A 23,050-nucleotide genomic window follows, 5' to 3' on the forward strand; every position below is an offset into this window, starting at 1 on the left:
GATAGGCCAATTACTGGATGATCAAATCACCGTAGAATTGTCATGAGGCAATCAAATATGCCGCTGAAAACAAATCAAATTATAATACATTATTTATTTAACCAACAATATTTATATCCTCACCTACTTATTCTCTCTTTCCCTCCAAAAATACCTAAATCAGACAGGTGTGCTGTCCAAATCTTAGATTGTTAATGCACCTAATTTTTTATAAACATATATAATGCATCTTTGATCTGAAATTCAACAAAGAAATATAAGTTGTAAAAGACCCCATTCTATACATTTTCTAACAAATTCACCAACACTTTTCACTTTGGTCTTTTTGAATAAGTTTTTTCTATGGGTCCGCACCGTATTAGGTGAAATAAAAAGCTGCTCTGCAATTTGTAAGCTTGAGTTACCTTTTACTATTAATGTAATTATATCCATTTCACGCTTTGAAAATGACGGTATCTCAACATTTTGATTTTTGTTGGAAAGGTCAATTTGGACGTAATCTTTCCTAGTGCCAATACCTGAAACAAGGACGATTTTATTATTGACTTTAGTAAGGTGTTGTATATCTGTATGGATATTCAAAGCTGTTAACAAACGTCCTTGATTATCCTTATTTAAATGTATCGCTTGATGATGAAATAACCGATATGTACTGTCGGCAATCCGCATGCGAAAGCAGTAAGATGATTTAAGATTTAACTGATGTTCGAAACCGATTTCTGCCATTTTTCTTAATGTGAATTCTTCGGCTTCTAATACAAAATCCAGATCATCAGGATGTATCTGATCAATTATCTCCTTTAAGTTAGTTGGTCGAGTCTCAAATCCATGAATATGTATTGCATTCTCGGAAACCTGTGTAAGCGAATAATCTCCAACGTTGATCACATAATGATAAAATGGTCCTATTGCCAGAATATCTGTTAAATGTTCCATAATAGAATATTTCTTTTGTGAAATAAATTCATTTGAAATGGCTTCAGGATAACTTTCCCAAAGATCCGAAAGAAGATGTCTCTGTTTCTCCATAGATATGCATGCAATGTATATGCTAAACTTGAATTTCGATCAATAAATACGGCAAGGTTCGGCTTAAATGTAGTTGAATATACAATAATCCTTTATTTTTAACAATTTTTTCTCGCTTTCATATTGTCTAATTAATGCAGCTTTAAGGTAGCAGAATTGCGGTATATGGAAATTTAATTCTTTCCATGATTTTAGCGTGCAATCCGGGATATCTATCCAATACCACTAAAAAGATTTAATGATGAGAAACTGCTAATACAATTTCAAGTCAAGCTATGGATAGTATGTGCCAGATGCAAAAGCCAAACGCTGGATCATAGTAGATGATGATCAGGGATAAAGCTCGTGTTTTGTGTCCTTCCTGTGGATATAGCAAAGAAAAGGCAATCGAAGTCAGATTGATTGGATAATATAAAATTCACCCTTTTGGGGTATTTTTTCTTAACCTAAATGTAGCGTTATTTGTTTTTAGTAAATAAATCTGAAAGATATGTTATAGGAGAACAAATCATAGATAGTTATATGTTAGTTTCAGGATCTTTTACACCAAGTCTTTACGAAAATATTTAGGAGACATCCGTATATATCGATACCAAATTAGAAAGGAAATGAATATATACCTACCATGGAGGTAATTATGAATAAGTTAGCAATGCTCATTCTACTACTGTTTTTTAAACAAGCGGTCGTAGCACAATCGCGTTATACCGGAGGCTCTTCAGGCACAGTTCCAGAAGGTATAACAGTAGAAATATTTACTGAATATAATCGTACTTCTCAATATCAGCGAACCTATTTTTTAGTTTCCAATGAATTAGGAGAAGAAGTTGATGTAAAAATTGAGGCTGCCATTACCTATACTTGTGGACGGGTAGAGCGTGGATTTATTGCTCTTACTGGTGGCAACTCCATGCATCTAAAAACCCGTGAGTCAAAAAGAAGTGCGACTTGGCTCAAAGAGACACAAGACAAATCATGTATTAATATCGGTGTGGATGGTACTTACAGTACTATCGTTGGAATAACCTATTCAGGTTCGATTTTAAGGAATAATTCTATCAACAATAAAAAAGATGATAAAATTGATCTAGTAAACAATAATAGGTCAGATGCAAATACTGGTAAAGGCCAGCTGAGTACAGACGATCAAAAGGGAACAATACGCAAAAAAGAGCATGAGGATTTCTGGAATGATAGCAGTGGCCAAACTAATTTGGAAAGAGGTGGAGATAACAGGGAAGCCTACAAAGTTTATGAAAAACGTAAAGAAGCGGAGGAAAAAAAGGCAAGGCAAGATCAGGCTTATGTTAACAGTCTCGATCGCCAATTAGCCGAAAATGAGCGTGTACGGCATGAAAATGCCCACAAGATAGATGCTTGGGGAAATAATATGTATAATACCTACTACGCTGCACAAGTGGCTACTGAAGCCCGTAATCGGTTGAATGAAAACGCTAAGCTTTCTGGTAATTACAATTCGGTAGAGGAATTAGAAGAAGAGTTCAATCAAAAATATTATTCCATTAATCAAGATGTTCAAGAGTGGAATGAAGCCAGTAATCAATCTATTCAATCCGGTGCAGATTTGTTACTGAACGATGGAACTGCATCTGGGCAGGCTGCTGGAGAACTTGTCGGTATGCTAGGTAGTTGGGTAAATAATAATAAAGCAGCAAAAGAAGCCAAGGAACGAAAAGAGAAATTGGAAAAGGAGCGTAAAGCTCATCTGGCAGATTTGAACCGTAAGAAAATGAATGCGATTTTGGAGTTACGGACTAAATTATTTCAACAATTTGTTGATGGCGGTACGCCTTTATCCAAACATCAGATTCAGTCATCAGAAGTGTATTGCTTTGTTTATTCTTTTGCTTCAGGAAGTATAAATGAAACATCACCCAATCTATATGTGAGTAACGTCTTTTCCGTCGCACAATACAATGACGGTACATGGCCGTTTAAGAATTCGTTGATCACTGATATCAAAAAGAAAACAAAGGTTCAAGAAATTGTTCTAATAGGTTATTACACAGATAAACGAATGGCGGAAAAAATGAGGAGCAGCTTGATCAATCTGTCTGGGAAAGCTCAATTGAAAAATCATGACATCGCCTATATGCGTGCAGAAGCTCCGTCCGGATCAATAGCTTCTTCCGAGGATTTCTGGGAAACAGGAACAAGTAAAGATCCAAAAGCGAGTTCTAGTTCTAAAGCGAATACTACACCGATAAAAGTGAAAGAAGATGATTTTTGGAATAAATAGGACGTGCGGAGAAGAAGAAAAGCTTGGATAGCTATAAGTGAAATACCATCGCCGTAAATTGAGTGAATAGCCGTCAAATAATGAGAAAATAAATAGGCCTCAAGTATATCATGTTATGAAAAGAATAATATTAACAACAACTGCGCTAGTCTCAATTCTGTTATGTTGGGGACAAAGTGGGAAAGAAATAGTGGAGAAGGACATTTATACGAAGATAGAAAAGTCCTATTTAAGAAAAAAGATAGATCTTGAGGTTCCTCTGGAGAAAATAGATACCATTAATAAAATTGACGGTCGAGTAAACAATAAGGTTAAGATCAATCAAACCAATACTTATGTTGTGGAATATAATTTTAAAGATGGTGTATACGAGCGAAATAATTTCCCAATCAGAATAAATACGCCAGTAGCATTTAAAATTACCAATATTAATCGTCTAGCCTATAAGATTGATATTACAAATCATGACTCCTTATTAGCCAACTCTTGGATAGATCAGGAGCTATCCGAAAAAGACAAGAATGTAATCAAAGAACTTTCGGATGCTACTATCCAAGTTGCGGGTAATAAAAATTCAAGCCTTGCAAATGGAGCTATCAATGCTGGTGATATGAAGTCAGAAGCTGTTGCGAATAAACAATCTAAAACTCAGGAAAAAGGAAAAAGGTTTATTGACATGGTCGACATGATTTTCAATCAGGATAAACTGATTTTTGAAGCTGAGAAGGCAATAAATGATAAAAAAATTGTAGAATCAAACATAAACCAAATTAAAATTGATATATCGAACTCTACCGATATTAGTAAAATAAGCCAATTGCAAAATGATTTTATTAATCTGGATGAGGATAAAAAAGATTTTGAAAAAGTTATTAAAGATCTTACTGATATCATTAATAGTCAAGCGATTGAAATACGACAGTATGACGCTGTATTGGGATCTTTTAATACTGCTCAAAATGAGGTTGCCAGATTATATAGAAAATATCACTTAATGTACATAGACCTACTTGAAATTAAGGAATATTATAATACAGTTCGTTTAGCGAGTGAAAATCCGTTCTTCACCTATGAGATGTTTAATGACTTTAGGAAAACACATGATACTGACAAAATGTTGACCAATCTTGTCTTATTGCAAAAGAACTCAAAAGAATTTGATAAACTGAAATTTGAATTTGATTTGGCCTATATTTCTTTACAAAATATCCGTGGGCTTGATATGTATTTTCATGACGGCGGGATAATAAAATTATATGCCTCGGCGGTAAAACAGAGAGAAATTGTCGATGTAATTTATGCCGAATGTGTAAAAGCAAATTTTCCGCAAGCAATACATGCTATAAAGCAAACCTTAGTTGCACTTGGCGAAGTCGATAATTATGAGGTCACCTCAGCTCCAGTTCAACCACAATATGACATGGTAGAATTTGATATAAAAACTTCTTTAGTAAACGATTATGATAAGCCTCACAATTCTAGGTCATTTCGTTATCGGGGTTATGTTTCTGGGGGAGTGAGGATGGACGCTGGATTAGGAGTTGCTATGAGTTATCTTAAGAACAGTCCAAAATATGACCTTTTAAAGGATAAAATTGTTGTTGACGAAAAAAATCAATTTATTCCATCTTTGGTCGCCATGTTTACTGCAACAAGACGAAGTGCTAAGCAAGTAGCTTTGGGAGCAAGTGTGGGTATAGGGGTTGGTATGCATGAAGATTCTGGAATTGAACTGAACAATTTTTATTTCGGTGGTACAGCTATGTTTGGTAAATCTCATCGTTTTGCAATCACAGCCGGTCTAGCGGTACATCGACTAGATAAGCTAAAATCCGGTTACGTAATCAATGAAACCGTCATCACAGACCCTGCTATTACTTACACGACAAAAACATATCGTGGGGGGCCTTTCTTCGCGATTACCTACAATTTGACCAAAGGCCTGAAAGATAGTGTTAAATATGTTAAAAGCTTTATGTAGGATTAATTATAGTTAGTTATGGGGATTAGGACATGGAAAAATTATATTCATATCTAAATTAAAAATGAAAACAACATTATTAACACTACTATTTATTCTATTTTCCGCATTTGGGTTTGCGCAAAATGATAATGCGGCAAAGATAGAATATGAAAATGCCGAAGAAGCTTTTTCTAATAAAAACTATGCTCTGGCATTGGAAAAAATAAAAAGGACGGAACAATTGTTGAAAAAAAGCAATCCAAAGACCCAATACCTGTACATTCAAATCTTAAATAATTTAGCTATTCAAAATGAAAAAGATAAAAAATTTCAGGATGCACTTCGGGTATTGAGTGAGACGGACAATTTGGCTTCCAAATATTTACTGAATGATATCGCTGATCAGCAAAAATATCGCGATATATATGATATTAAAGCTAGTATCCTTAAGAGACAAAATAATATAGTGGATCGAGGTGTTTTTGTTAATGAATTGAAAGATAGGATGGTAAAATATGAGGAGAAATTTAAAAAGTATGATTCCGCACCTTTTGATAAATTAATGAATGATATCGATTTCAATTTCGAGAGTTGGAAAAATATGGTCTTAACGAAGGAAATCTTTAAAAAAAATCAAAAAAAACTGCTTTTTTCAGACTGGAAAAATAGGGATAAAAAGAGAAGTACGATGTTAGAAAAAGTCGATCTAGTGAACTATTATAAAGAGGATCAAAGCCATTCATACTCGTATATATGGCTTAAGGCAGACAATAACTCTAACCCAACATACAAATACAAAGGATTCTTATTTAAAATAAAAGGATACAAAAAGTTCCTAGATAATTATTCAGCGATGAAATTGTCTATTGAGGGATTGGATAAAGAGGAGATTGATCTTGTTTATCGCAGCTTTGGTTTTAATCCAGCGGGGGAGTTACGCTGTGTAGCTTTAGATCTCAAGACAAATAAAAACTCTGGTCAAAGATTTGATTTTATTAAAAAAATGATGAACAGACCTCCAGATGATCAGTATAGTCATACTGGGACAGATTATTATAAAAGGGAAGAACTAACGGAGAACTGGTATTGGAATTTTAAAGGAAAAGTTTTGATGCTTACCTTAATATCAGCAAAAGATTCTAGCGATAACAAATATTATATTACTGATACATATATAACTTTATTGAAGCACAATTTAGAAGAAGTAATACAATTCGGCTTAAATAATTCGGGAAATATGACTTACGACGTAAAGGGTATGAAAGTAGAAGTCTCTCCCAAAGAACTTAATTTAGATTAAAAATAAAGACAAAGTTATTTACATTAATATTTACGTTGTTGTCATTTGTCGCTTTTTCAAAAAACAGTCTCAAAGTCCGCATAGAATACGGAGATACTGGAGAGGCTTTTGTTGCAGCGGATCATCAAAAAACAATTGCTCATCTTACTGAGAAAGAAAAGCTCTTGGGAAAATGGAGCCCGAAAGTTAGCTGTCTACAAATCATATCCTTAAGTAAAACATTGGATTATGAAAATCCAGAGACAAAAGATTGACTAAGGAATGGTTGAATAAGTAACAATATTTAACCATTAAGATTCTATATAAATCACATCTGTACGAACATACAGTTCGTACAGATGTGGTTTAGTCTTTTAAAATTTCATTTATATCTAATTGATATTTTTCTAATAGTTCAAGGAAACGTTCATCATCTTTTAGTTTGGCATACAGATCTTTTGCTGAGCGGAGCTGGGATTCATTTATGTTTTTAGATAATGCAAGGTTAAAGTTGAGATAGAACTCCTCCTTTTTGTCCATATTTAATAATATTTCAGCAAGTGTGGCAAACCAAATGCCTTTGTCGGGTGCTAGTTCGATGGCTTTGTAAATATCTATTAATGCTTCTTTATAATTACCCCTTCGTCTAAGGATATCTGCACGGGCATTCCGCAGTTCAGGATCTTCAGGAGAATGTTGAATTCCTTCGGTAAAGCATTCTTCAGCTTTTTGTGGATTTCCCTGGTTATTATAGGCCATACCGAGTAGAAGTGATTTCCATGCTAGTTGATAATCGATTTGTGTTAGGTATTCAATTGCTTTTTGATGATCCTGTTTGTTATAAAATAGATTTCCCAAATACAGCAAACAAATGGTGTCTCCGGGTTTTATTTCTAGCGCTCTGCTAAAATCGCTAATAGCTTGATCTATTTGTCTTGATAAGAAATAAGTAAAACCTCTTTCCTTAAAGTATTCGTATCGTGATGGATCTAGCAGTATTGCTTTATTTAATAGTTCTAATTTTAGCAAAGAGTCTTTTTCTACTAAAGCTTTATTAAACAGATGCTCGGCCTCAAATTTTGTTTCATTCTCAGAAGAGAGATTTCCATCAATTAATTTTTCAAATAAATTCAGATAATCATACGTAATTGTATTGACTTTGGCCTTGTCTCCAATTTTTACAATTTCTTTATGATTTACCTGTTTATCTGTATGTATAATAGAAACGTCATGTATTTTTCCGCTACTACTTTTGAATATTTCTTTTTCCCAGCGCTTCAATATGGTAAATTCCTGTGCTTTTTCCTCAGGCTCCTTCGGAAATGGCAGTCGAGTTAAAACAAAATGTATTTTGGGACTGTGATTTAACAGTTCATTTTCCGATGATGTTAAGCTTGTAATAATTTTATTTGTGCCAAATAAGTTCTCTGTATTATTGACCGCAAGGATTACGATCTCATCGGCAAATATTTTTAAAGTAATACCCGATATATCTGTAATTCCGGTTCTAGAATCTATTAAAAGGTAGTCAGGATTATATTCTTTCTCAATTTTTGCTTTAAGGTCTAAAAAGAAACGTATACCGTACGAGTTTTTAGAATAAAATAGTTGAGACCACTTTGTCGTAGCCAGTTTTCTCCAATAATCATTCTGTTCAAAATTGCCTGCGGATAAGAATTGAATATTAGTATCGTTTATGTTCTTTGCCCTTAATTCGCATGTATAATCTTGGAGAGATTCTGGCAATATATTTTCATTAGCAAAACCATGGATATAATCTACGAGCCCAAGCTGGCACTTATTTTTTAAGTGCTCGTAATCTTCTTCAAATTTAAATTGAAGGCCAGGAGCTTCTAAGTCAAAGTCGATGACAAAGACTTTCTTGTTTAATTGAGAAAGCTTGATGGCCATATTACTTAAGGCCAGGGATCTTCCAACACCACCCTTATAAGAATAAAATGTAATCGTTTTCATATACTTAAAATACAAGAGAAGATCTTTCTTTTGTGATTTGTTCTGCCTTAGCGATGTCCCCTTCAATAATATTACTAGGAATTGAGAATTTTGGTCCCGATCCTATTATTACTGTTTTCTCAAATTCTACGCAAACACCTACAGCTTTCGCAATTTCAATCAATCTATCAAAAGAGATATTTTGATAATCATTTGCTTCATATCGCTGTATTTGTTGAGCTTGAATACCGATCTTTTTAGCTAAATCTGTTTGTGACAAATGTTGAGCTATTCGAGCCTTTATAATCAATTTTGGGAGTTCCTCTAATGATTTGGCTTCCAGTAATTTCAAATTTCCTGTTTTGAGAGATTCATATTCTTCCAGTTCTTCGTTCAATGAAGATATCATGGCATCAAAAGAATGTGATGAATATAATTTTTCTATTTCACTCATCTCTTGATTAGCAAGAACAGTGTTTCTGTGCACCGTCAATTCAGCTATCTTCTCTTTAGTCAGGTTTTCCTGTTGTGTGTTCTTAATCATGGCAGGTCAATAATTATAATACCTTTTGCTTGATTTGTATTTTTATCTCTTTGAAAAAAGTCTTTAAACATTAGGCCGCTAGCTCCTTCTGTCGTGTTCGCTGGAAATACATCTGCACAAAATTGATCTTGGATAAGCTTTCTATTTCCAGCATCATTTAATAAAATCAGTTCCGGACATATTTTAAAAAGAGTTTCCAGTTGTATGTTTCTTTTCTCTCTATCTTCATCCTTGTGCCAGCATACGTCTATATCATTGGGACGTGGCTTTTTCGTTACAAAACTGCCATCCACATAAATGTGACTGCATGATATTTGCTTGAAAATTTCCAGTAATTTTCCAAATCTTTCAAATATATAACGTCTGTGTTCATTGTGTGCAAATATTTCTTCAAATTTATCCAAGGCTAATCTGTGTTCCCCGACCACAAGAAGACCTGTATCTTCATCAAAAACAATATTCATTTCTAGGCTAATAATTCATGTTAGGTAAAACTACAACAATTTTGTTGTAGTTTTGTTTGGGTCAAGTAAAAATTATAATCATTTAACATTTATGTGGCTCCAAGCAGTATTCAAAAACATACCTATGAAATTTGAGCTGTCATCATTTAAGTAGACCTGTGTGTAAAAAAAGGACTTCAAAAATTTCGAAGTCCCTTCCCTAATTATTATTGGTAGATAAATCTTTATCGATAGATTTTTTATTCGAAAGGTGCTTTCTGACAAAAACACAGCTTAAATGCTATTTTATATACAGATCTAAAGTAAACCGTTATACGATCATAAATTAAATATACTGAAAAGTTTTAGTTTTCAAAGGAATGGGTTTTTATGATAGACCTTCTTCCTCAATTTCCTTTTCCTTCAGCTGGTTTCGGTAACAAGCCAATAACTGGACACTCACATTGCTATGTGCCGTTCTCATGTATTCAACTACATCGTGTAGTAAACAAGCTCCTGAATTAGAAAACGAGAATAATATTGAGCTTACCGGTGAATTAACCTCTTCTTTCGATACGAATATTCAAAATATTATATCTTTACGAGAGAAGAATAATAATATATCAACTGTAAGCTTAGCTTTGCATTCTAATAACAATGAAAAATATACAACAGGCTCTAATAAAATCGAGCTTTTAGAAAAACTCTCGACAAAAACCAATAGTATTGATATTATTAATTCACTTGCTCAGGAAAACATCATAACTTTGGGAGAGAAAGAAATTTTTATAAATTTATCTAATGAAATTTCTTATTCAAAAAATCCAGATGAGGTAGTGAAAAGATACAGTGAAATTTTAAACAAAATGGAATATATAACAAATTTGAAGGTGTAATTCTTGCAATGACTTATACAGCAAAAGAATATCCACAAATTATTTCTTTGCAAAAAAAAGATCAATATATTAAGCTCCATTCAAGTAATAACAAGCAAGATTTTTAACATCTTGCGCAGGGGCATCAATTGGTTTAGCTTTAGCATTTGTTGGCTTAGCCGCAAGTGGAGCAAGCGTGATTGGAGCAGGGATTGGAGCAGCGGGTTTTATATATGCAAGTGCTCAATGGGGAGCTTCTTGTCGATAATTTTATAAGATATGTTTAAAATAAGTAAAAAAATAATCTTCATCGCTTTCGTGATCTGCCTATTTTGCATCGGACTAGGCATAAATGATATTATTGAAGATTACAGAAAAAATCACAATTTTTTGGTTAAAGACTTATTTATTTTTATTCCCTATATAATATCGGGAGGAATTTTCTTTTATATTTTATACATAAAAAAAGAAAAAGACACTAAGTCTCATTCAAACTAAACATTACAACAACAGTTAATCAACCACCATGATTAACTGTTGTTTTCAGGGGTTTATCCCATTCCGACACTTCTTTTTAATTGCTAAATCTCCTGATCCCAAAGATCAGTCAAAGAAGTAAAACCTTGATTTATAATTTAAATTTTCAAAAAATAGAAATAAAATAGCTCTAGGGGGGGACCCAAGAGTTAACAGTGGGTTTCACCATATCGATGAAAGCTATGCGAAAAGTGATGTTAGTGATAGAGAGATTGCTTACATCTGGGGTCTGTATACTGTTGAAGGAACTAAGGTCACAATTGAACGTTACCTAACACCAATTTTTGCGGAGCCTTATCAAACCTATGTAGACCATTGCGATTTGAAATTGTTTATTCCTTTTGGGGGATGAAGGGGACTTTCTACAGCTTCAAAAACCACTCTTTTTGCTTCCGCAAGTGTTTTTTCTTGTGCTTTTATAAATGTGGTACATAGCAAAGTGACGAAAAAACAAGTAGAGATCATTCGGATCATATTTCTTTTTATTTAGTACTTTTTATCTATAGCTAATCGCGATTCATTTGTTCTTTATGTACAAATTCAAGATTTTTAGGAATAGGTTTACTTATCCCTCACTTTCCTTTCCCTCAGCTGGTTTCGGTAATAGGCCAATAACTGGACGCTCACCATCACCGTAGAATTGTCCATAAGACAATCCATGATGCCTATTGAAAGTAAATCAACTTATCATGAACTATTCGAAATTTATATTGTTCTAGACCGAGTGCAAAAGTAAGATTGTGAAATTTGAGTTGTCGTTATTTAAGTAAACCTGTTTTAATAAAAAAGGACTTCAAAAATTTCGAAGTCCCTTCCCTAATTATTATTGGTAGATAAATCTTTATCGATAGATTTTTTATTCGAAAGGTGCTTTCTGACAAAAACACAGCTTAATGCTATTTTATATACAGATCTAACGTAAACCGTTATACGAATATAAACTAAATATACTAAAAAGTTTTAGTTTTCAAAGGAATGGATTTTTATGATAGACCTTCTTCCGCACTTTCATTTCCTTCGGTTGGTTTCGGTGAAAGGCTAATAACTGGACGATCACCATCTCCCTAGAATTGTCGTTTCGGCAATCCATGATTCCGATAAAAACAAATTCTACAAATCATGAACTATTCGAAGGTTGGCTTGGGTTCGATATTGTTCTAAAGAATTTCTTTTTGAATTAAAAATTTTATTTTAAATATTGTGTATTTGATTTGTCTTATTATTGATATTGTCAATTGCTGTAAAAAATGGTACTAATTCAGGATCTATCCATTTGATTAAATGATAAAGAATTTGTTTGATATCTGTAGCCTCTGTACAGTCAATATGTTGTCCATTGAAACATATTGGCTCACAATGATTGACTCTATTTCTAAAATCTTTGATTTTTTCTAATTTGGCATGTATACTAGCGCGGTTTTCATTCGTAGGTTTATGAGGGAAAATTTGTATTGGTTTTCCGTTCAACAAGGAATAATGATGTGGTAGAAATAGTGCTATCCAAAAACCAAATGTTTGGTCTGCTAATAGCTTACCATTAGTAATGGTTGTATTTCTTCGGTTGAACTTACGTTCGGATTTTATAATGCATTCTTTTAGATAATAACGTGATTGTCCAAGAGAGGGATTGCTCATGAATCCATTTTTTTGATTAATAATCCAATCTGGATCAATGAAATGTGCCGCTAGTATGTTACTTAAGGAATTACGAAGGATTACTTCAAATTGGGTCAGTAATGGATGAAATGCTTGTGCCAATCTAATATTTGCATTATACAGTCTTTTTGCTTTTTCTTTATGATTATGGGTGGCATACAAATACCTATTGTACCTTGATCGGGAAAGATATTTATGTCTAAGATTTATTTTCATTTTGGTAATTGGTTTAAAAATTACTATATTTGCACTGTAAGACTTGGTCAAGCCTCTTTCATTTCTGAAATGTAACCAAGTATAAGATATAAAGGGATTCTGTAAGGATCCCTTTTTTTATTGTCTTATTAATTCAGTTATCAATGCCCACCATTATTTCTTATCTCCATCTGCTGGTTTCGGTAACAAGCCAATAATTGGACGCTCGACATTTTTTATGTTATGAGGTTATTAGGTTAGCGAGTTAAAACTTAAAGTTCACAGATAATATATGATGTGGATATAAAACAGACCTTACACGTTATTAATTATTGGAAGAGCTAGTTGGGATGTATCCTATGGGCTATTTCTTCCTGTATGGAATATGAGTGTAGTTTGTCTTTTTATTTAATTTTTAATTCCATCAATGCCGATGGAATTAAAAAATTATTGGAAGTCGTGTGGTTATGCTAATTAGTTACTTTAACGAATATTTTTCTGATTACGCCATTTTGCTCAATAGCCTTTACACTCAATAATAAATTTGGAGCTTCTTGAAATACTCGACAATGTATTCTTTTTATATATCCAAGCTTGGTACCGTTGAATGTTACAATTACAGCTTCTTTATCATGCTCATTATCTTTATCCAACGCATATTGGAGTAAGTCTCCGTTCTTTACAAAGTTTCGAGGAATCTGAGCATAAGAAAGTCCTGAAATATCGGTTAAAAAATGAAGATCTGTTGTATTATGGTATTCTGCAAGAAATTCAAAGTTGTCAGTTGCCGTTAAGCCCTGAGTTTTGCCAAGTAAATAAAATTTGTCATCTGCCTTATCAGCAGGAACTTCCCAAAAGTCTAAAAAATTTTGAACATCAGGACGATCCGTTTTTATTAATCTATGGGAGAAAATAGAAAGTACATTGACGTCATATACCTTGTCTAAGTCTTGAAACTTGAAATAGGGTATAAATCCTTCTGTCTTTCTTAATGTTTTGGCTTCAGGTAAATATTGAAATGTAACATTATTATCGTTGTCTTTTTCCAAAAGACCAACAATATGCCTACGGGATCCCGACCCCTTACGCCATGCAAGATAAATTTTTGAAAACTCACTCATTGATAATAGATATAATGTTTTTGTATCGCAAAGTTAGCAATTTTAATAACAGCCGATTACTGGACGCTCGCCATCACAGTAGAATTGTCGATAAGACAATCCATGATGTATATTGCAATAAATTGTTGACTCTGCTATCAATGTTCGTTTCTATACGAAACTACTTGTTCATCATCAAACATAATTTTTAAGGCCATTATTATTTAACGCTTTCAATCCTGTTCTTTAAATATAATTCTTCTTTCATTTCTTACGCTACATCGACATCCGTGGAATCGTGCACCAATTGGAAACTGCTGAAAAGTACTCCTTCTAAATCAAAAATACATATCTGGACAACTAGATTTAGATTTAATTTGACGTGTGTAAGCTTTTGATCGAACTTTAGCACTTTTGTTTGATCAGGATCTTCAATAAAATATTTAAATGCATCTGTACTATCTATCCTACTTGATGCAAATGAAAAATTACCAGATTTACGTAGGAAATCTATTACATGACCTACAGTTGTATCCTCGGTAACGTAGCCATTATTTTTAAGCTCGTTAAATAAATCACTAAAACCATCTCGATGTTTAACATTACCAACTAAATCCAAACAATTATCATCGTTAATTAAACATTCTGCTTTGCAAATGATGTAATCAGATTTTAATCTATTTGTTCCCCAATAATGTGCAGCCTTTATTGATTCTTCCCAAAAGTAATATCCAGGAGATAGCCATGCGTCATCACGATCGCATATATAAGGACCATGAGCTAACACTTCATCATTATTGCCTCTGAAAGTTAATGTGTGGAAAATATCCTTTACCATTACCTAAATTTCTAATCTATCTCGTTAGTATGTTGCTTTAAAGGCTCATTTAAATCTGACAAATTCAAAGTTGGAAGAATTATGGGACGGATATTTGATTGCACAGTAATTGTACTTACATAAGCCCTTAAGTATGGAAAAAGAATTGCTATACAATTTGTGTAGAAATAATCTGGGACTTCCGCTAGGCTTGAAACATTAGTAAACTCGAAAATACTTTCGCAATCAACTGAAACAAAAGCTTCAGTAATACCTTCACTTTTTGCGATTATTGCAAACCTTAATTCAAAAATAGATCTTGATTTTATAAAAGTGCCTGATACAGCAAAAGAAACATCGATTTCACCTTCTTTATAAAAAGAAAAATCTAATAATGTTTTAGTGAACTTGTAGTTCGAAATTTTGAAAGATGCTGATTGCATTGGATTGATTTAAATAAAAAAGGTTCGAATATGAATTCGAACCTAAGTTATTGTTAATCTTGAAGCTTTCAAAATTATTTTTTTCATTTGTGAAAGTTATACTGCATCTTTTACTTGATAAGAACTCAGTAACTTTGAGCCCTCCTTTATCTAAATAGTTGCCGGAAGACCAAATTTCCATCACTTCCTCTCTACTTTTAGTAGCGAGAAAATTTTTTAGACTATCTAACATCTCTTTCATAATATTATTATTTCTTCAATTTTCATACCAATACTACATGTAAAGTGTTCCTCAGAAATTTCAAGGATTGGACTCTAATACAGTATTTCAAATGTGTACTATTGGCGGTACTTGAACGTTTTATTTGTACGTATAGAACAAACATAATCACGAAAAGTTTAATTTCCAAATTGATGGTGTTACTGATGGTACAGTTTGTAGTAGAAATGTTGTTGTAGGTGGTGTTGTAGATTATAGGCTTAAAATTCATAGGATTAAAGCTCTATGTGAAACGAATAACATCATATTAATGGCACGGTTCATTTATAGAATAATTCTCGCTTAGGTGAAGAAAAAGCTCAAAATAACTGCATATTTTTTTTTATTTCTTTTTTTAAAATATATAATATTGTTACACTTAGACAATTAAATTGCTCTTATCTGATATTAGATATTGCAGTTTATCAAATAAAGGAACGAACTCTTTGAAATGAACCGGATCGAGTTCCTTTAGACTTTCTGCAAATTTTCGCTTTTTCCCTTTGAAAAGATATATTGTTCTGGACGCTCACCATTTCCGTAGAATTCATAAGACAATCCATGATGCTTATTGAAAGTAAATCAACTCATCATGAACAATTCGAAGAGTATATGTGACTCTATGCCGAAAGCTATTGCTAATGCGCAAACCTCACATAAATACATTAAACTTAGTTTTAAATATTTCCCTCAGTTGGTTTCGGTAACAACCCAATTACTGGACATTCGCCATCACCGTAGAATTGTCCATAAGACAATCCATGATGTATATTGAAAACAAATCAAAACATCATGAACTATTCGAAGAGTTGGCTTGGTTTATTAACTTCTGAAACTAAGAGAACAAGAGCTTTATAAGAATAAATTATCCATTATTTAGCTCTATATTATTTTTTTGCAAAACTGCTTTCTAATATTTCTGCGATTAATCCATTTACTGATTGATTTTCTTGATTGAAGAAGTACTTAAACATGGTTAATGCATCTACATCTAGCGCTATGGCAATTCCGTAAACTTCATCAGCATATAATTCATTTAACTTATTTGCTTTTAATAAACGACTAAACCTAGTTTTCTCTATATCTGCTGAGGTGTAAAAATCAGATTGGGAATGAATGAACGGATGTAGGAGAGCTTTTAATAAATTATCAGACTCAATTGTAAGATTCAATTTACTGGCTTTTGATGAAACAAAAACTTTTTTACAGAATTTGTTAAAGTCAAAATTATGTTCAACAGAAAGGTCATAAAACCATTTTCCCATTAAGAACACTTTGTCAGCTAACAACTTTTCTATGTTATCTATATTTTTGTAGATTTCTTCTTTACTATCTTTCTTGTTACGGAGGAAATCAAGGAGTTCATTCTTGAATATACGAATATATTGTTTTTTATACTCCGGAATCTCCCTTGATTTAATAATCTGAGAATTTTGTTGCATATTTATTTTATTGTTCTTATATTTGATTTGTAATCAGCTAGTCTGATTAAAGTCTCGTTAACGAAACCAGCAAATTTTATTAACGCGAGACCTTTAGGAGCATATTGTCCCAATTTTGTATATTCGTACATTATTTGGGAGTAGCTCCTACTGGAAGTCGTGTTAGGCCCTTGCTGGTGCCAGTTAGCGATGGAAAGTAGGAGCTATTCCCTTTTTATAAGTAAACCTCCAATTTCTTCCACACGAGACTTATTTTCATTAACCAATGTTTTATTAACCGAATAAATGATGAAAAGAAAAGAGTCCAGAAATCCAATTTTACGTCTGCCGATCCAGGATCGGGCAGGGCATAGCGCTATCAATGCGTTGATAAAAAACAAGCTCCGACAACCGGAATAGCTTGTCAATCTTTAAAACCAAAAGGGCGTATCTACCAATGAATGGTGTACTAATAATGGTGAATAGCCATTGTTAAATACCAAAATACCCTTGTTGGTTTTACCGATTTATATTAGCAGGTTAATGCTATAAGCTTTCGATATTCTGTTTCTTTAAATTTTCCACTTTAAAAGTAACGAATATTTTATTGCTAAACAATGATACTGCTATTAAAAGTATAGATATTCTATATTTGTATGGGTCGGTTTTTATTCGAATTATATAAAATGCAATCACGAAGAAAAATTATAATACGTACTGAAGACATATTATTGCATTTTTTCCATCTTATTTTTTAACTGTTAAGCTGTTAAAACGGGTTGCGGATTTCTAGAGTCCAGCCCGCTAAACTATGCTTAACGTAACACTTAATCGAATGCTAAAAAATAGCAAATGGGAAAGCTATGCGCTATCCCCAGAGGAAGAAATGTTTTCGTACCAGTCTAAAAAACGTGTTCCAATCCTCAAAAAACCTGTTATGATAAGCCTTTTACCGGAAGGAGCTTTTAAAAAGCGAGTCGTGGTATTGAAGAAAGAGCCAGTCTGCAACCGACTTAAAGATAGAGCTGACGAGCGCCCGAAAGATCGCTACTATTCGTATGTGATTGCTTCTAATAAGGAGAACGACTCTTACAGCGCGGTGGTTCGTGATGAACGTAAGGATGTGCTCCGGATATCACTGGTGAATATGGCTATTTATGAATGCTACTTATTTGCACTGGGATTGCCGTTGAGTTTTCCGACGGAACACATTATCGTGCACGGTGAAGATAAATCCAAGTTGGTACCGCCAAGAACCAATAACTATCGCCAGGTGTCTGCCAGTAATGATTTTTACGACTATGAGCTCACTGTACCTGCCGATACGGAAAGAGAGCAATATAGTCAGCGGATAATGAACGACCTGAACGAGCACTTTCAACTGGAAGTACATATCGAGAATCTTTCGGTCGTGAAAGACAGTATGTCTTTTATGACAGATAAAGGTGAATCAATCGAGCTGATTTGGGAAAAACAGCCAACTATGATCATGAAAACGAAAATGGGGGCTAAAGTAGGGAAGACTTATCCAATGTTAGTGGAGAACAATTAAAAGTAAAGTTTCAGTGTTTATCAATCCCCTTTCTACCGAGGGCTAAGAAAAGACTTTAGAATCAAGTCTCCCTCGGTATGAAATGGAGTATGGACACATTATGTCTAAAAATATGATTAAAATACATATAAAATATATAAGCAAGCTCTGGAGCTATCTCCAAAAGTTGATGCGGTCTGGGGGCGAAGGGTATTTGTTGGTAGGTAAATTTTTTGTTGCTGTTTTGTTGGTGATGGGGTCGGTAAAAGTGGGTATAGGGCAGGAGATTAAAGCTTTAAAGAGCGGTGAATCTATTCCAGATTTCGTTTGGGAAATGCCCATGGAATTAGAATATTTCAATGGAAAAAAGGAAAAGGTTCACCTCTCGGACTATAAAGGCAAAGTGATAGTGTTTGATTTCTGGTCGACTGGATGCAAAAGTTGCATTGAAGGAATTCCAAAATTGGAATTGATCCAGGAGCGGTTCAAGAACAATCTGGTAGTCATTATGGTCAATAGTAAACGAAATAGAGATACAGCAGAACGTATCGCAAAGCGATTTCAAAAGTATAAGAAGGATTTTAATTATACGCCTTCATTAGCTACGATAACTGATGATACTGTTTTTACAATCTTGTTTAAGCATAATGTATTGCCGACCGTAGCTGTTATAAATTCTAAAGGTGAATTTGTGGCGACCACAGGTGCAAACAATTTAACAGATCGTAATATTGAGAGTTGGATACAAGGTGCCAACGGAAATATAAAGAATACAGGTTATTATATCAATGTTGGAGATGAAGGAAGAGGAGGAGGAGGTCCATTATTTGATACGATAAATACTTATCAATATTCTGTTTTTGCTAAACAGAGAGATCATTTTTTAGATAGTTATCCAAACTTTATTTATAGAAATGGAACTACTTACCTGAGGATAGGTAATCAGACGTTAAGTTTTCTGCTCAACTATGCGTTTCCATTTGAGATGCAGGGGTACGATGCTCAAAGTGCTTTTTACGAAGCGGGATTGGGAATTGAATTTAAGCTGGATTTGATAAACAATAATAAGGATGAGAGTAGGTATTGGTACGAGTTTTTCTCTAGAGATTCGGTTTCAAAGATGGCTTTCCGAAAATTATACACAAAGGATTTTACGCAGTATTTTAAGATTGCTGTTGAGAGAAGAAAGGATACTGTTGAATTCTACACGGTGAGCTTTAAACCCGAATTCGATAAAATTAAAACCAAAAGTAACATCATGATATCCAAAGCAAGTTCTGTGAATAATGAATCTTATTCTCAAAATATACCCATATACAATATCATATCAGGACTATCTTATGCTTTTGAAGTTCCTATTGTCATCGATAGGTCCGAAATGACACGGGTCGACATGACAATTCCGGCTGGATTTGTATTTCGTAGTGAAAAGGAAAAATTAGATTTTTTCAAAGAAAGGGGTATTATTCTCACTAAGGTCAGAGCGTATAAGGAATATCCTTACATCTATTTGAGTTCAAATAGTTATGAAAGTATTGTTTTTCACACTGCTTTTTAGTGTAGGCTTCTATCTGGGCCAGGCTCAGGTGGAAAAGAATATAGTTGTGCGTGGCGTAATACAGGATGCGGTCACAAAAGTGTCGATTCCGGATATAACCATTCGTTCTAAATTACGGAAATCGGTTGGTAAAACGGATCAGAATGGGAGATTCACACTTACGGGTTTAGTTAATAATGACTCTCTATTGATATCTGGTATTGGTTATTCGAGTATGACAGTTTCAGTCCAATACTTTGAGGGTAATACTGTATTGAATATGATACAATCTGAAAATTATCTAGATATGGTCGATGTTAATACGGGCTACCAAACATTGAAAGCGAATGAAGTAACTGGTGCTATTGATGTGGTTTCACAAGAAATGTTGAATCAACAGACCGGAACAAATATTATGGGAAGACTGAATAATATGGTGCCAGCCATTCGATTTGATAATCAACCTATACAAAATCCTGTTTTGCAAAAATTAAATGTATCCATTAGGGGATTAAGTACCATTAATGGTCAACTGGATCCTTTGATTGTTTTGGATGGTTTTATTTATGAGGGAAATATTTCAAATATTGATCCAAATGCTATTGAATCGGTATCGATATTGAAAGATGCAGCAGCTGCGGCTATATGGGGGGCGAGAGCTGGTAATGGAGTGATTGTATTGACTACTAAAAAAGGAAGTCTTCAAGACCATCAACGTGCTAGAATTTCTTTTAATAGTACTTTTTTGTTTAAGCAAAAACCTGATCTGACACAGATTTATAAACTGTCAAACAAAGACTTTATTGATATTGAAAAGATGTTGTATGATAAGGGATATTATAATGTCTATCTGAACAGTATTGGTTATGTAGCCATGACTCCAGTTATTGATATCCTAGATAAGCGTAAAAAAGCTTTAATCACATCTCTTGATTCGAGTAACCTCACGAATAAGCTTTTACAACAAAATGGACTTAAGAATTATGCGGACGCTTTTTACGAAAATCCTTTTGCCCAACAATACAGTATGAATATTTCGGGAGGAGGACAAAAGCATGCCTATGGATTTGCGACTGGATATACCACAGATCAATCGCACTTGGATGAGCGCAACAGGAAATTGAACTTAATGTTTTCAAATAGCTTTAAGCCAGCGGATAAGTTGCAGATTGATTTTGGGGTAAATTATACCAGTACAAATAACAAAAATGGTAAGCCTGATTATACATCTTTGACATATGCAGGTAAAACTGTTCCTTATCTTCAATTTTTGGATGAAGTGGGAGCGGAACTTCCATTTGAGAAGAATTATAGAAAATTATATCTCGATCAAAAATATAATACGGGCTATTTAGATTGGTCTTACTATCCATTATCGGAATATAAGTATAGCAACACTGTTTCAAAGTTGACTGAGCTGTTTGCTACTTTTGGACTTGCTTACCAATTGAAGCCATTTTTGAAACTAAGTTTATCTGGTCAATATCAAATTCAGTCTGTGAGACAGGAGGTACTTAGTACCCTAAATAGTTATGAAGCAAGATCTATAATCAATAAATATACGCAAATCGATGCTAATGGTAGGGTGACTAATCCAGTTCCTCAGTCTGGAATATTGAAAAATTCACAAAATGATGGTCAATCTTATACTGTTCGTGGACAAGCAAATCTCGATAAACGTTTTGGTTTGCATCATCTGGTCGGAATTGCGGGAGTTGAAATAAGAGAAAATATGGTAAAAGGTAATTCTTTTACAGCTTATGGATATAATGAAATTCCGTTGGCTTATGCAGCCATAGATTATGTAACGCTTTTCAGAACAAGTCCTGATGATCTGAATCAGAGTATTGTAGGAGTTCCCGATTTTTCTAAAACCATTAATCGTTATGTTTCTACATTTGTGAATTTGTCAAATATTTGGAAAGATAAATATGCGCTTTCAGCCTCTTTCAGGCAAGATGGAGCGAATATCTTTGGAACAACAACAAATGACAAATGGTCTCCTTTATGGTCCATTGGCACATTTTGGGATTTAGGTAAGGAAAAATTCTTAAATAGTAAATGGATAGATCAATTAAAACTAAGAGCGACATATGGGTATAGTGGCAATGTCGATGTTTCAAAGACACCAGAACCTGTTGCCAATATATTAACGGATTCTTTCACTAAATTTAAAGTTTTGAATATTTCGAAACTCAACGATCCATCGCTACGATGGGAGAAGGTGGGTACATTTAACGTTGGTTTGGATTACAATCTCTTCAAAGGACGTATCATGGGTTCGATAGACTATTACCTTAAAAAAGGTAAAGATCTATATGGTTCTATGGAATATGACTATACTGCATGGGGTGTAAATAGTTCTATTATCAAGAACGTCGGAGCGATGGAGGGACGAGGGGTGGACTTTAGTATCAGTTCAAAAAACACGCTCGCAGTTGTAAAATGGGATACGCGATTGAATCTTAGTACAAATTCAAATAAGACTACTGCATATTATCAGCCTCAAAATCAGAGTGGTGCTGGCTATGTAGGAAATGGAAATAAAATAACGCCCTTAGTTGGAAAACCGCTTAATGCCGTTGCTGCATATCGATGGGCGGGATTGAATGAGCAAGGTTTGGCACAGGGATATATAAATGGAGAAAAAAGTACTGATTATTCTAAGATAAGGGCTGCCTCTATTGAAGAATCAACAAGTGATGGAAGCATTAATTTTTATGGGTCTGCAAAACCACAGTTTTTTGGCAACTTGATTAATAACTTCTCCTGGAGAGCGTTTTCTTTTGGATTTAATATGAGTTTCAAAGGCGACTATTATTTCTTAAAACCTGCTACATCCTATTTTACCTTGTTTCAAAGTGGAAATGCATATCCTGATTTTGAAAGTAGATGGCAAAAAGAAGGGGATGAAAGTAATACGAATACACCAAAAATGCATTATCCATTAGTGTCCTCGGGAGATTCATTTTATACGCAATCTGAAATTCATGTATTGAAGGGTGATCATGTCCGGCTGGAGTATATTAATATCTCTTGGCAAAGACCTTTAAGCTTAAAAGGAACCAGTTCAAGTATTAAATTTTACGGAAATCTGTCTAACCTCGGAATTTTGTGGAGAAGTAACAAGCAAAAGATTGACCCGGAGTTTGCCTATCGTTTGACCCCTCCTAAAGTGTTTTCTTTGGGAGTACAATTAAATTATTAA

17 protein-coding genes are annotated in these 23,050 nt (G+C 33.8%); 8 read left to right on the forward strand and 9 right to left on the reverse strand.

Annotated elements, in window-relative coordinates; translation table 11 throughout:
• Window positions 1-243: 243 nt before the first annotated feature.
• Window positions 244-1,029: a helix-turn-helix domain-containing protein gene (locus tag M2265_RS17280; protein ID WP_132769762.1), complete on the reverse strand. Its 786-nt coding sequence runs from the start codon at window positions 1,027-1,029 to the stop codon at window positions 244-246.
• A gap of 637 nt (window positions 1,030-1,666) precedes the next feature.
• Here M2265_RS17280 and M2265_RS17285 point away from each other — a divergent pair.
• The 4 genes from M2265_RS17285 (at window position 1,667) to M2265_RS17300 (ending at window position 6,806) form a co-directional block, all read left to right on the forward strand.
• Window positions 1,667-3,289 carry a hypothetical protein gene (locus M2265_RS17285; protein WP_132769760.1) on the forward strand — a complete coding sequence of 541 codons (1,623 nt, stop codon included), beginning with the start codon at window positions 1,667-1,669 and terminating at the stop codon, window positions 3,287-3,289.
• A 115-nt stretch (window positions 3,290-3,404) separates the two neighbouring features.
• Window positions 3,405-5,270 (forward strand): hypothetical protein, encoded by a 1,866-nt coding sequence (locus M2265_RS17290; RefSeq protein WP_132769758.1) that lies wholly within the window; start codon window positions 3,405-3,407, stop codon window positions 5,268-5,270.
• A gap of 64 nt (window positions 5,271-5,334) precedes the next feature.
• Window positions 5,335-6,552 (forward strand): hypothetical protein, encoded by a 1,218-nt coding sequence (locus M2265_RS17295; protein ID WP_132769757.1) that lies wholly within the window; start codon window positions 5,335-5,337, stop codon window positions 6,550-6,552.
• A 38-nt stretch (window positions 6,553-6,590) separates the two neighbouring features.
• Window positions 6,591-6,806, forward strand: a complete 216-nt coding sequence (locus M2265_RS17300; protein ID WP_132769755.1) for a hypothetical protein — start codon at window positions 6,591-6,593, stop codon at window positions 6,804-6,806.
• A gap of 91 nt (window positions 6,807-6,897) precedes the next feature.
• On the opposite strand, the gene M2265_RS17305 is transcribed toward M2265_RS17300, so the two are convergent.
• The 3 genes from M2265_RS17305 to M2265_RS17315 are packed head-to-tail and all read right to left on the reverse strand — an operon-like array spanning window position 6,898 to window position 9,492.
• Window positions 6,898-8,505 (reverse strand): KGGVGR-motif variant AAA ATPase, encoded by a 1,608-nt coding sequence (locus M2265_RS17305; RefSeq protein ID WP_132769753.1) that lies wholly within the window; start codon window positions 8,503-8,505, stop codon window positions 6,898-6,900.
• A 4-nt stretch (window positions 8,506-8,509) separates the two neighbouring features.
• Window positions 8,510-9,028: a helix-turn-helix transcriptional regulator gene (locus M2265_RS17310; protein ID WP_132769751.1), complete on the reverse strand. Its 519-nt coding sequence runs from the start codon at window positions 9,026-9,028 to the stop codon at window positions 8,510-8,512.
• Window positions 9,025-9,492 carry a DUF6932 family protein gene (locus tag M2265_RS17315; protein WP_132769749.1) on the reverse strand — a complete coding sequence of 156 codons (468 nt, stop codon included), beginning with the start codon at window positions 9,490-9,492 and terminating at the stop codon, window positions 9,025-9,027. Before M2265_RS17315 ends, M2265_RS17310 begins: the two co-directional genes overlap by 4 nt.
• 461 nt (window positions 9,493-9,953) lie before the next feature.
• Here M2265_RS17315 and M2265_RS17320 point away from each other — a divergent pair, with 461 nt between their 5' ends.
• The gene (locus M2265_RS17320; protein ID WP_132769747.1) at window positions 9,954-10,367 is read left to right on the forward strand and encodes a hypothetical protein; all 414 of its coding nucleotides are present in this window, start codon (window positions 9,954-9,956) and stop codon (window positions 10,365-10,367) included.
• Between the two features lie 1,707 nt (window positions 10,368-12,074).
• Here M2265_RS17320 and M2265_RS17325 read toward each other — a convergent pair.
• From M2265_RS17325 to M2265_RS17345, 5 genes are all read right to left on the reverse strand, one after another.
• Window positions 12,075-12,755 (reverse strand): hypothetical protein, encoded by a 681-nt coding sequence (locus tag M2265_RS17325; RefSeq protein WP_132769745.1) that lies wholly within the window; start codon window positions 12,753-12,755, stop codon window positions 12,075-12,077.
• 449 nt (window positions 12,756-13,204) lie between these two features.
• Window positions 13,205-13,855: an HIRAN domain-containing protein gene (locus M2265_RS17330; RefSeq protein WP_132769743.1), complete on the reverse strand. Its 651-nt coding sequence runs from the start codon at window positions 13,853-13,855 to the stop codon at window positions 13,205-13,207.
• Window positions 13,856-14,105: 250 nt separating this feature from the next.
• Window positions 14,106-14,672 (reverse strand): hypothetical protein, encoded by a 567-nt coding sequence (locus tag M2265_RS17335; protein ID WP_021188418.1) that lies wholly within the window; start codon window positions 14,670-14,672, stop codon window positions 14,106-14,108.
• 11 nt (window positions 14,673-14,683) lie between these two features.
• On the reverse strand, window positions 14,684-15,094 hold the full coding sequence (locus tag M2265_RS17340; protein WP_132769741.1) for a protein-export chaperone SecB: 411 nt from the start codon (window positions 15,092-15,094) through the stop codon (window positions 14,684-14,686).
• Between the two features lie 1,146 nt (window positions 15,095-16,240).
• Window positions 16,241-16,795 carry a hypothetical protein gene (locus M2265_RS17345; RefSeq protein ID WP_132769739.1) on the reverse strand — a complete coding sequence of 185 codons (555 nt, stop codon included), beginning with the start codon at window positions 16,793-16,795 and terminating at the stop codon, window positions 16,241-16,243.
• A 790-nt stretch (window positions 16,796-17,585) separates the two neighbouring features.
• Here M2265_RS17345 and M2265_RS17350 point away from each other — a divergent pair.
• From M2265_RS17350 to M2265_RS17360, 3 genes are all read left to right on the forward strand, one after another.
• Complete coding sequence (locus tag M2265_RS17350; RefSeq protein WP_132769737.1) at window positions 17,586-18,326, forward strand: hypothetical protein; 741 nt, start codon at window positions 17,586-17,588, stop codon at window positions 18,324-18,326.
• A 112-nt stretch (window positions 18,327-18,438) separates the two neighbouring features.
• Window positions 18,439-19,863, forward strand: a complete 1,425-nt coding sequence (locus M2265_RS17355; protein ID WP_165905878.1) for a TlpA family protein disulfide reductase — start codon at window positions 18,439-18,441, stop codon at window positions 19,861-19,863.
• Window positions 19,832-23,050, forward strand: a complete 3,219-nt coding sequence (locus M2265_RS17360) for a SusC/RagA family TonB-linked outer membrane protein (protein WP_132769733.1) — start codon at window positions 19,832-19,834, stop codon at window positions 23,048-23,050. Before M2265_RS17355 ends, M2265_RS17360 begins: the two co-directional genes overlap by 32 nt.

Origin of the sequence: Sphingobacterium kitahiroshimense, assembly GCF_025961315.1 — a bacterium.
In the GTDB taxonomy this organism is placed as follows: Bacteria; Bacteroidota; Bacteroidia; order Sphingobacteriales; family Sphingobacteriaceae; genus Sphingobacterium; species Sphingobacterium anhuiense.

Excerpts from the sequence above, each read along its gene's own strand:
- M2265_RS17280 (WP_132769762.1), bottom strand. The coding sequence starts at position 1,029 with ATGGAGAAACAGAGACATCTTCTTTCGGATCTTTGGGAAAGTTATCCT.
- M2265_RS17285 (WP_132769760.1), top strand. The coding sequence starts at position 1,667 with ATGAATAAGTTAGCAATGCTCATTCTACTACTGTTTTTTAAACAAGCG.
- M2265_RS17290 (WP_132769758.1), top strand. The coding sequence starts at position 3,405 with ATGAAAAGAATAATATTAACAACAACTGCGCTAGTCTCAATTCTGTTA.
- M2265_RS17295 (WP_132769757.1), top strand. The coding sequence starts at position 5,335 with ATGAAAACAACATTATTAACACTACTATTTATTCTATTTTCCGCATTT.
- M2265_RS17305 (WP_132769753.1), bottom strand. The coding sequence starts at position 8,505 with ATGAAAACGATTACATTTTATTCTTATAAGGGTGGTGTTGGAAGATCC.
- M2265_RS17310 (WP_132769751.1), bottom strand. The coding sequence starts at position 9,028 with ATGATTAAGAACACACAACAGGAAAACCTGACTAAAGAGAAGATAGCT.
- M2265_RS17315 (WP_132769749.1), bottom strand. The coding sequence starts at position 9,492 with ATGAATATTGTTTTTGATGAAGATACAGGTCTTCTTGTGGTCGGGGAA.
- M2265_RS17320 (WP_132769747.1), top strand. The coding sequence starts at position 9,954 with ATGTATTCAACTACATCGTGTAGTAAACAAGCTCCTGAATTAGAAAAC.
- M2265_RS17325 (WP_132769745.1), bottom strand. The coding sequence starts at position 12,755 with ATGAAAATAAATCTTAGACATAAATATCTTTCCCGATCAAGGTACAAT.
- M2265_RS17330 (WP_132769743.1), bottom strand. The coding sequence starts at position 13,855 with ATGAGTGAGTTTTCAAAAATTTATCTTGCATGGCGTAAGGGGTCGGGA.
- M2265_RS17335 (WP_021188418.1), bottom strand. The coding sequence starts at position 14,672 with ATGGTAAAGGATATTTTCCACACATTAACTTTCAGAGGCAATAATGAT.
- M2265_RS17340 (WP_132769741.1), bottom strand. The coding sequence starts at position 15,094 with ATGCAATCAGCATCTTTCAAAATTTCGAACTACAAGTTCACTAAAACA.
- M2265_RS17345 (WP_132769739.1), bottom strand. The coding sequence starts at position 16,795 with ATGCAACAAAATTCTCAGATTATTAAATCAAGGGAGATTCCGGAGTAT.
- M2265_RS17350 (WP_132769737.1), top strand. The coding sequence starts at position 17,586 with ATGCTTAACGTAACACTTAATCGAATGCTAAAAAATAGCAAATGGGAA.
- M2265_RS17355 (WP_165905878.1), top strand. The coding sequence starts at position 18,439 with ATGATTAAAATACATATAAAATATATAAGCAAGCTCTGGAGCTATCTC.
- M2265_RS17360 (WP_132769733.1), top strand. The coding sequence starts at position 19,832 with ATGAAAGTATTGTTTTTCACACTGCTTTTTAGTGTAGGCTTCTATCTG.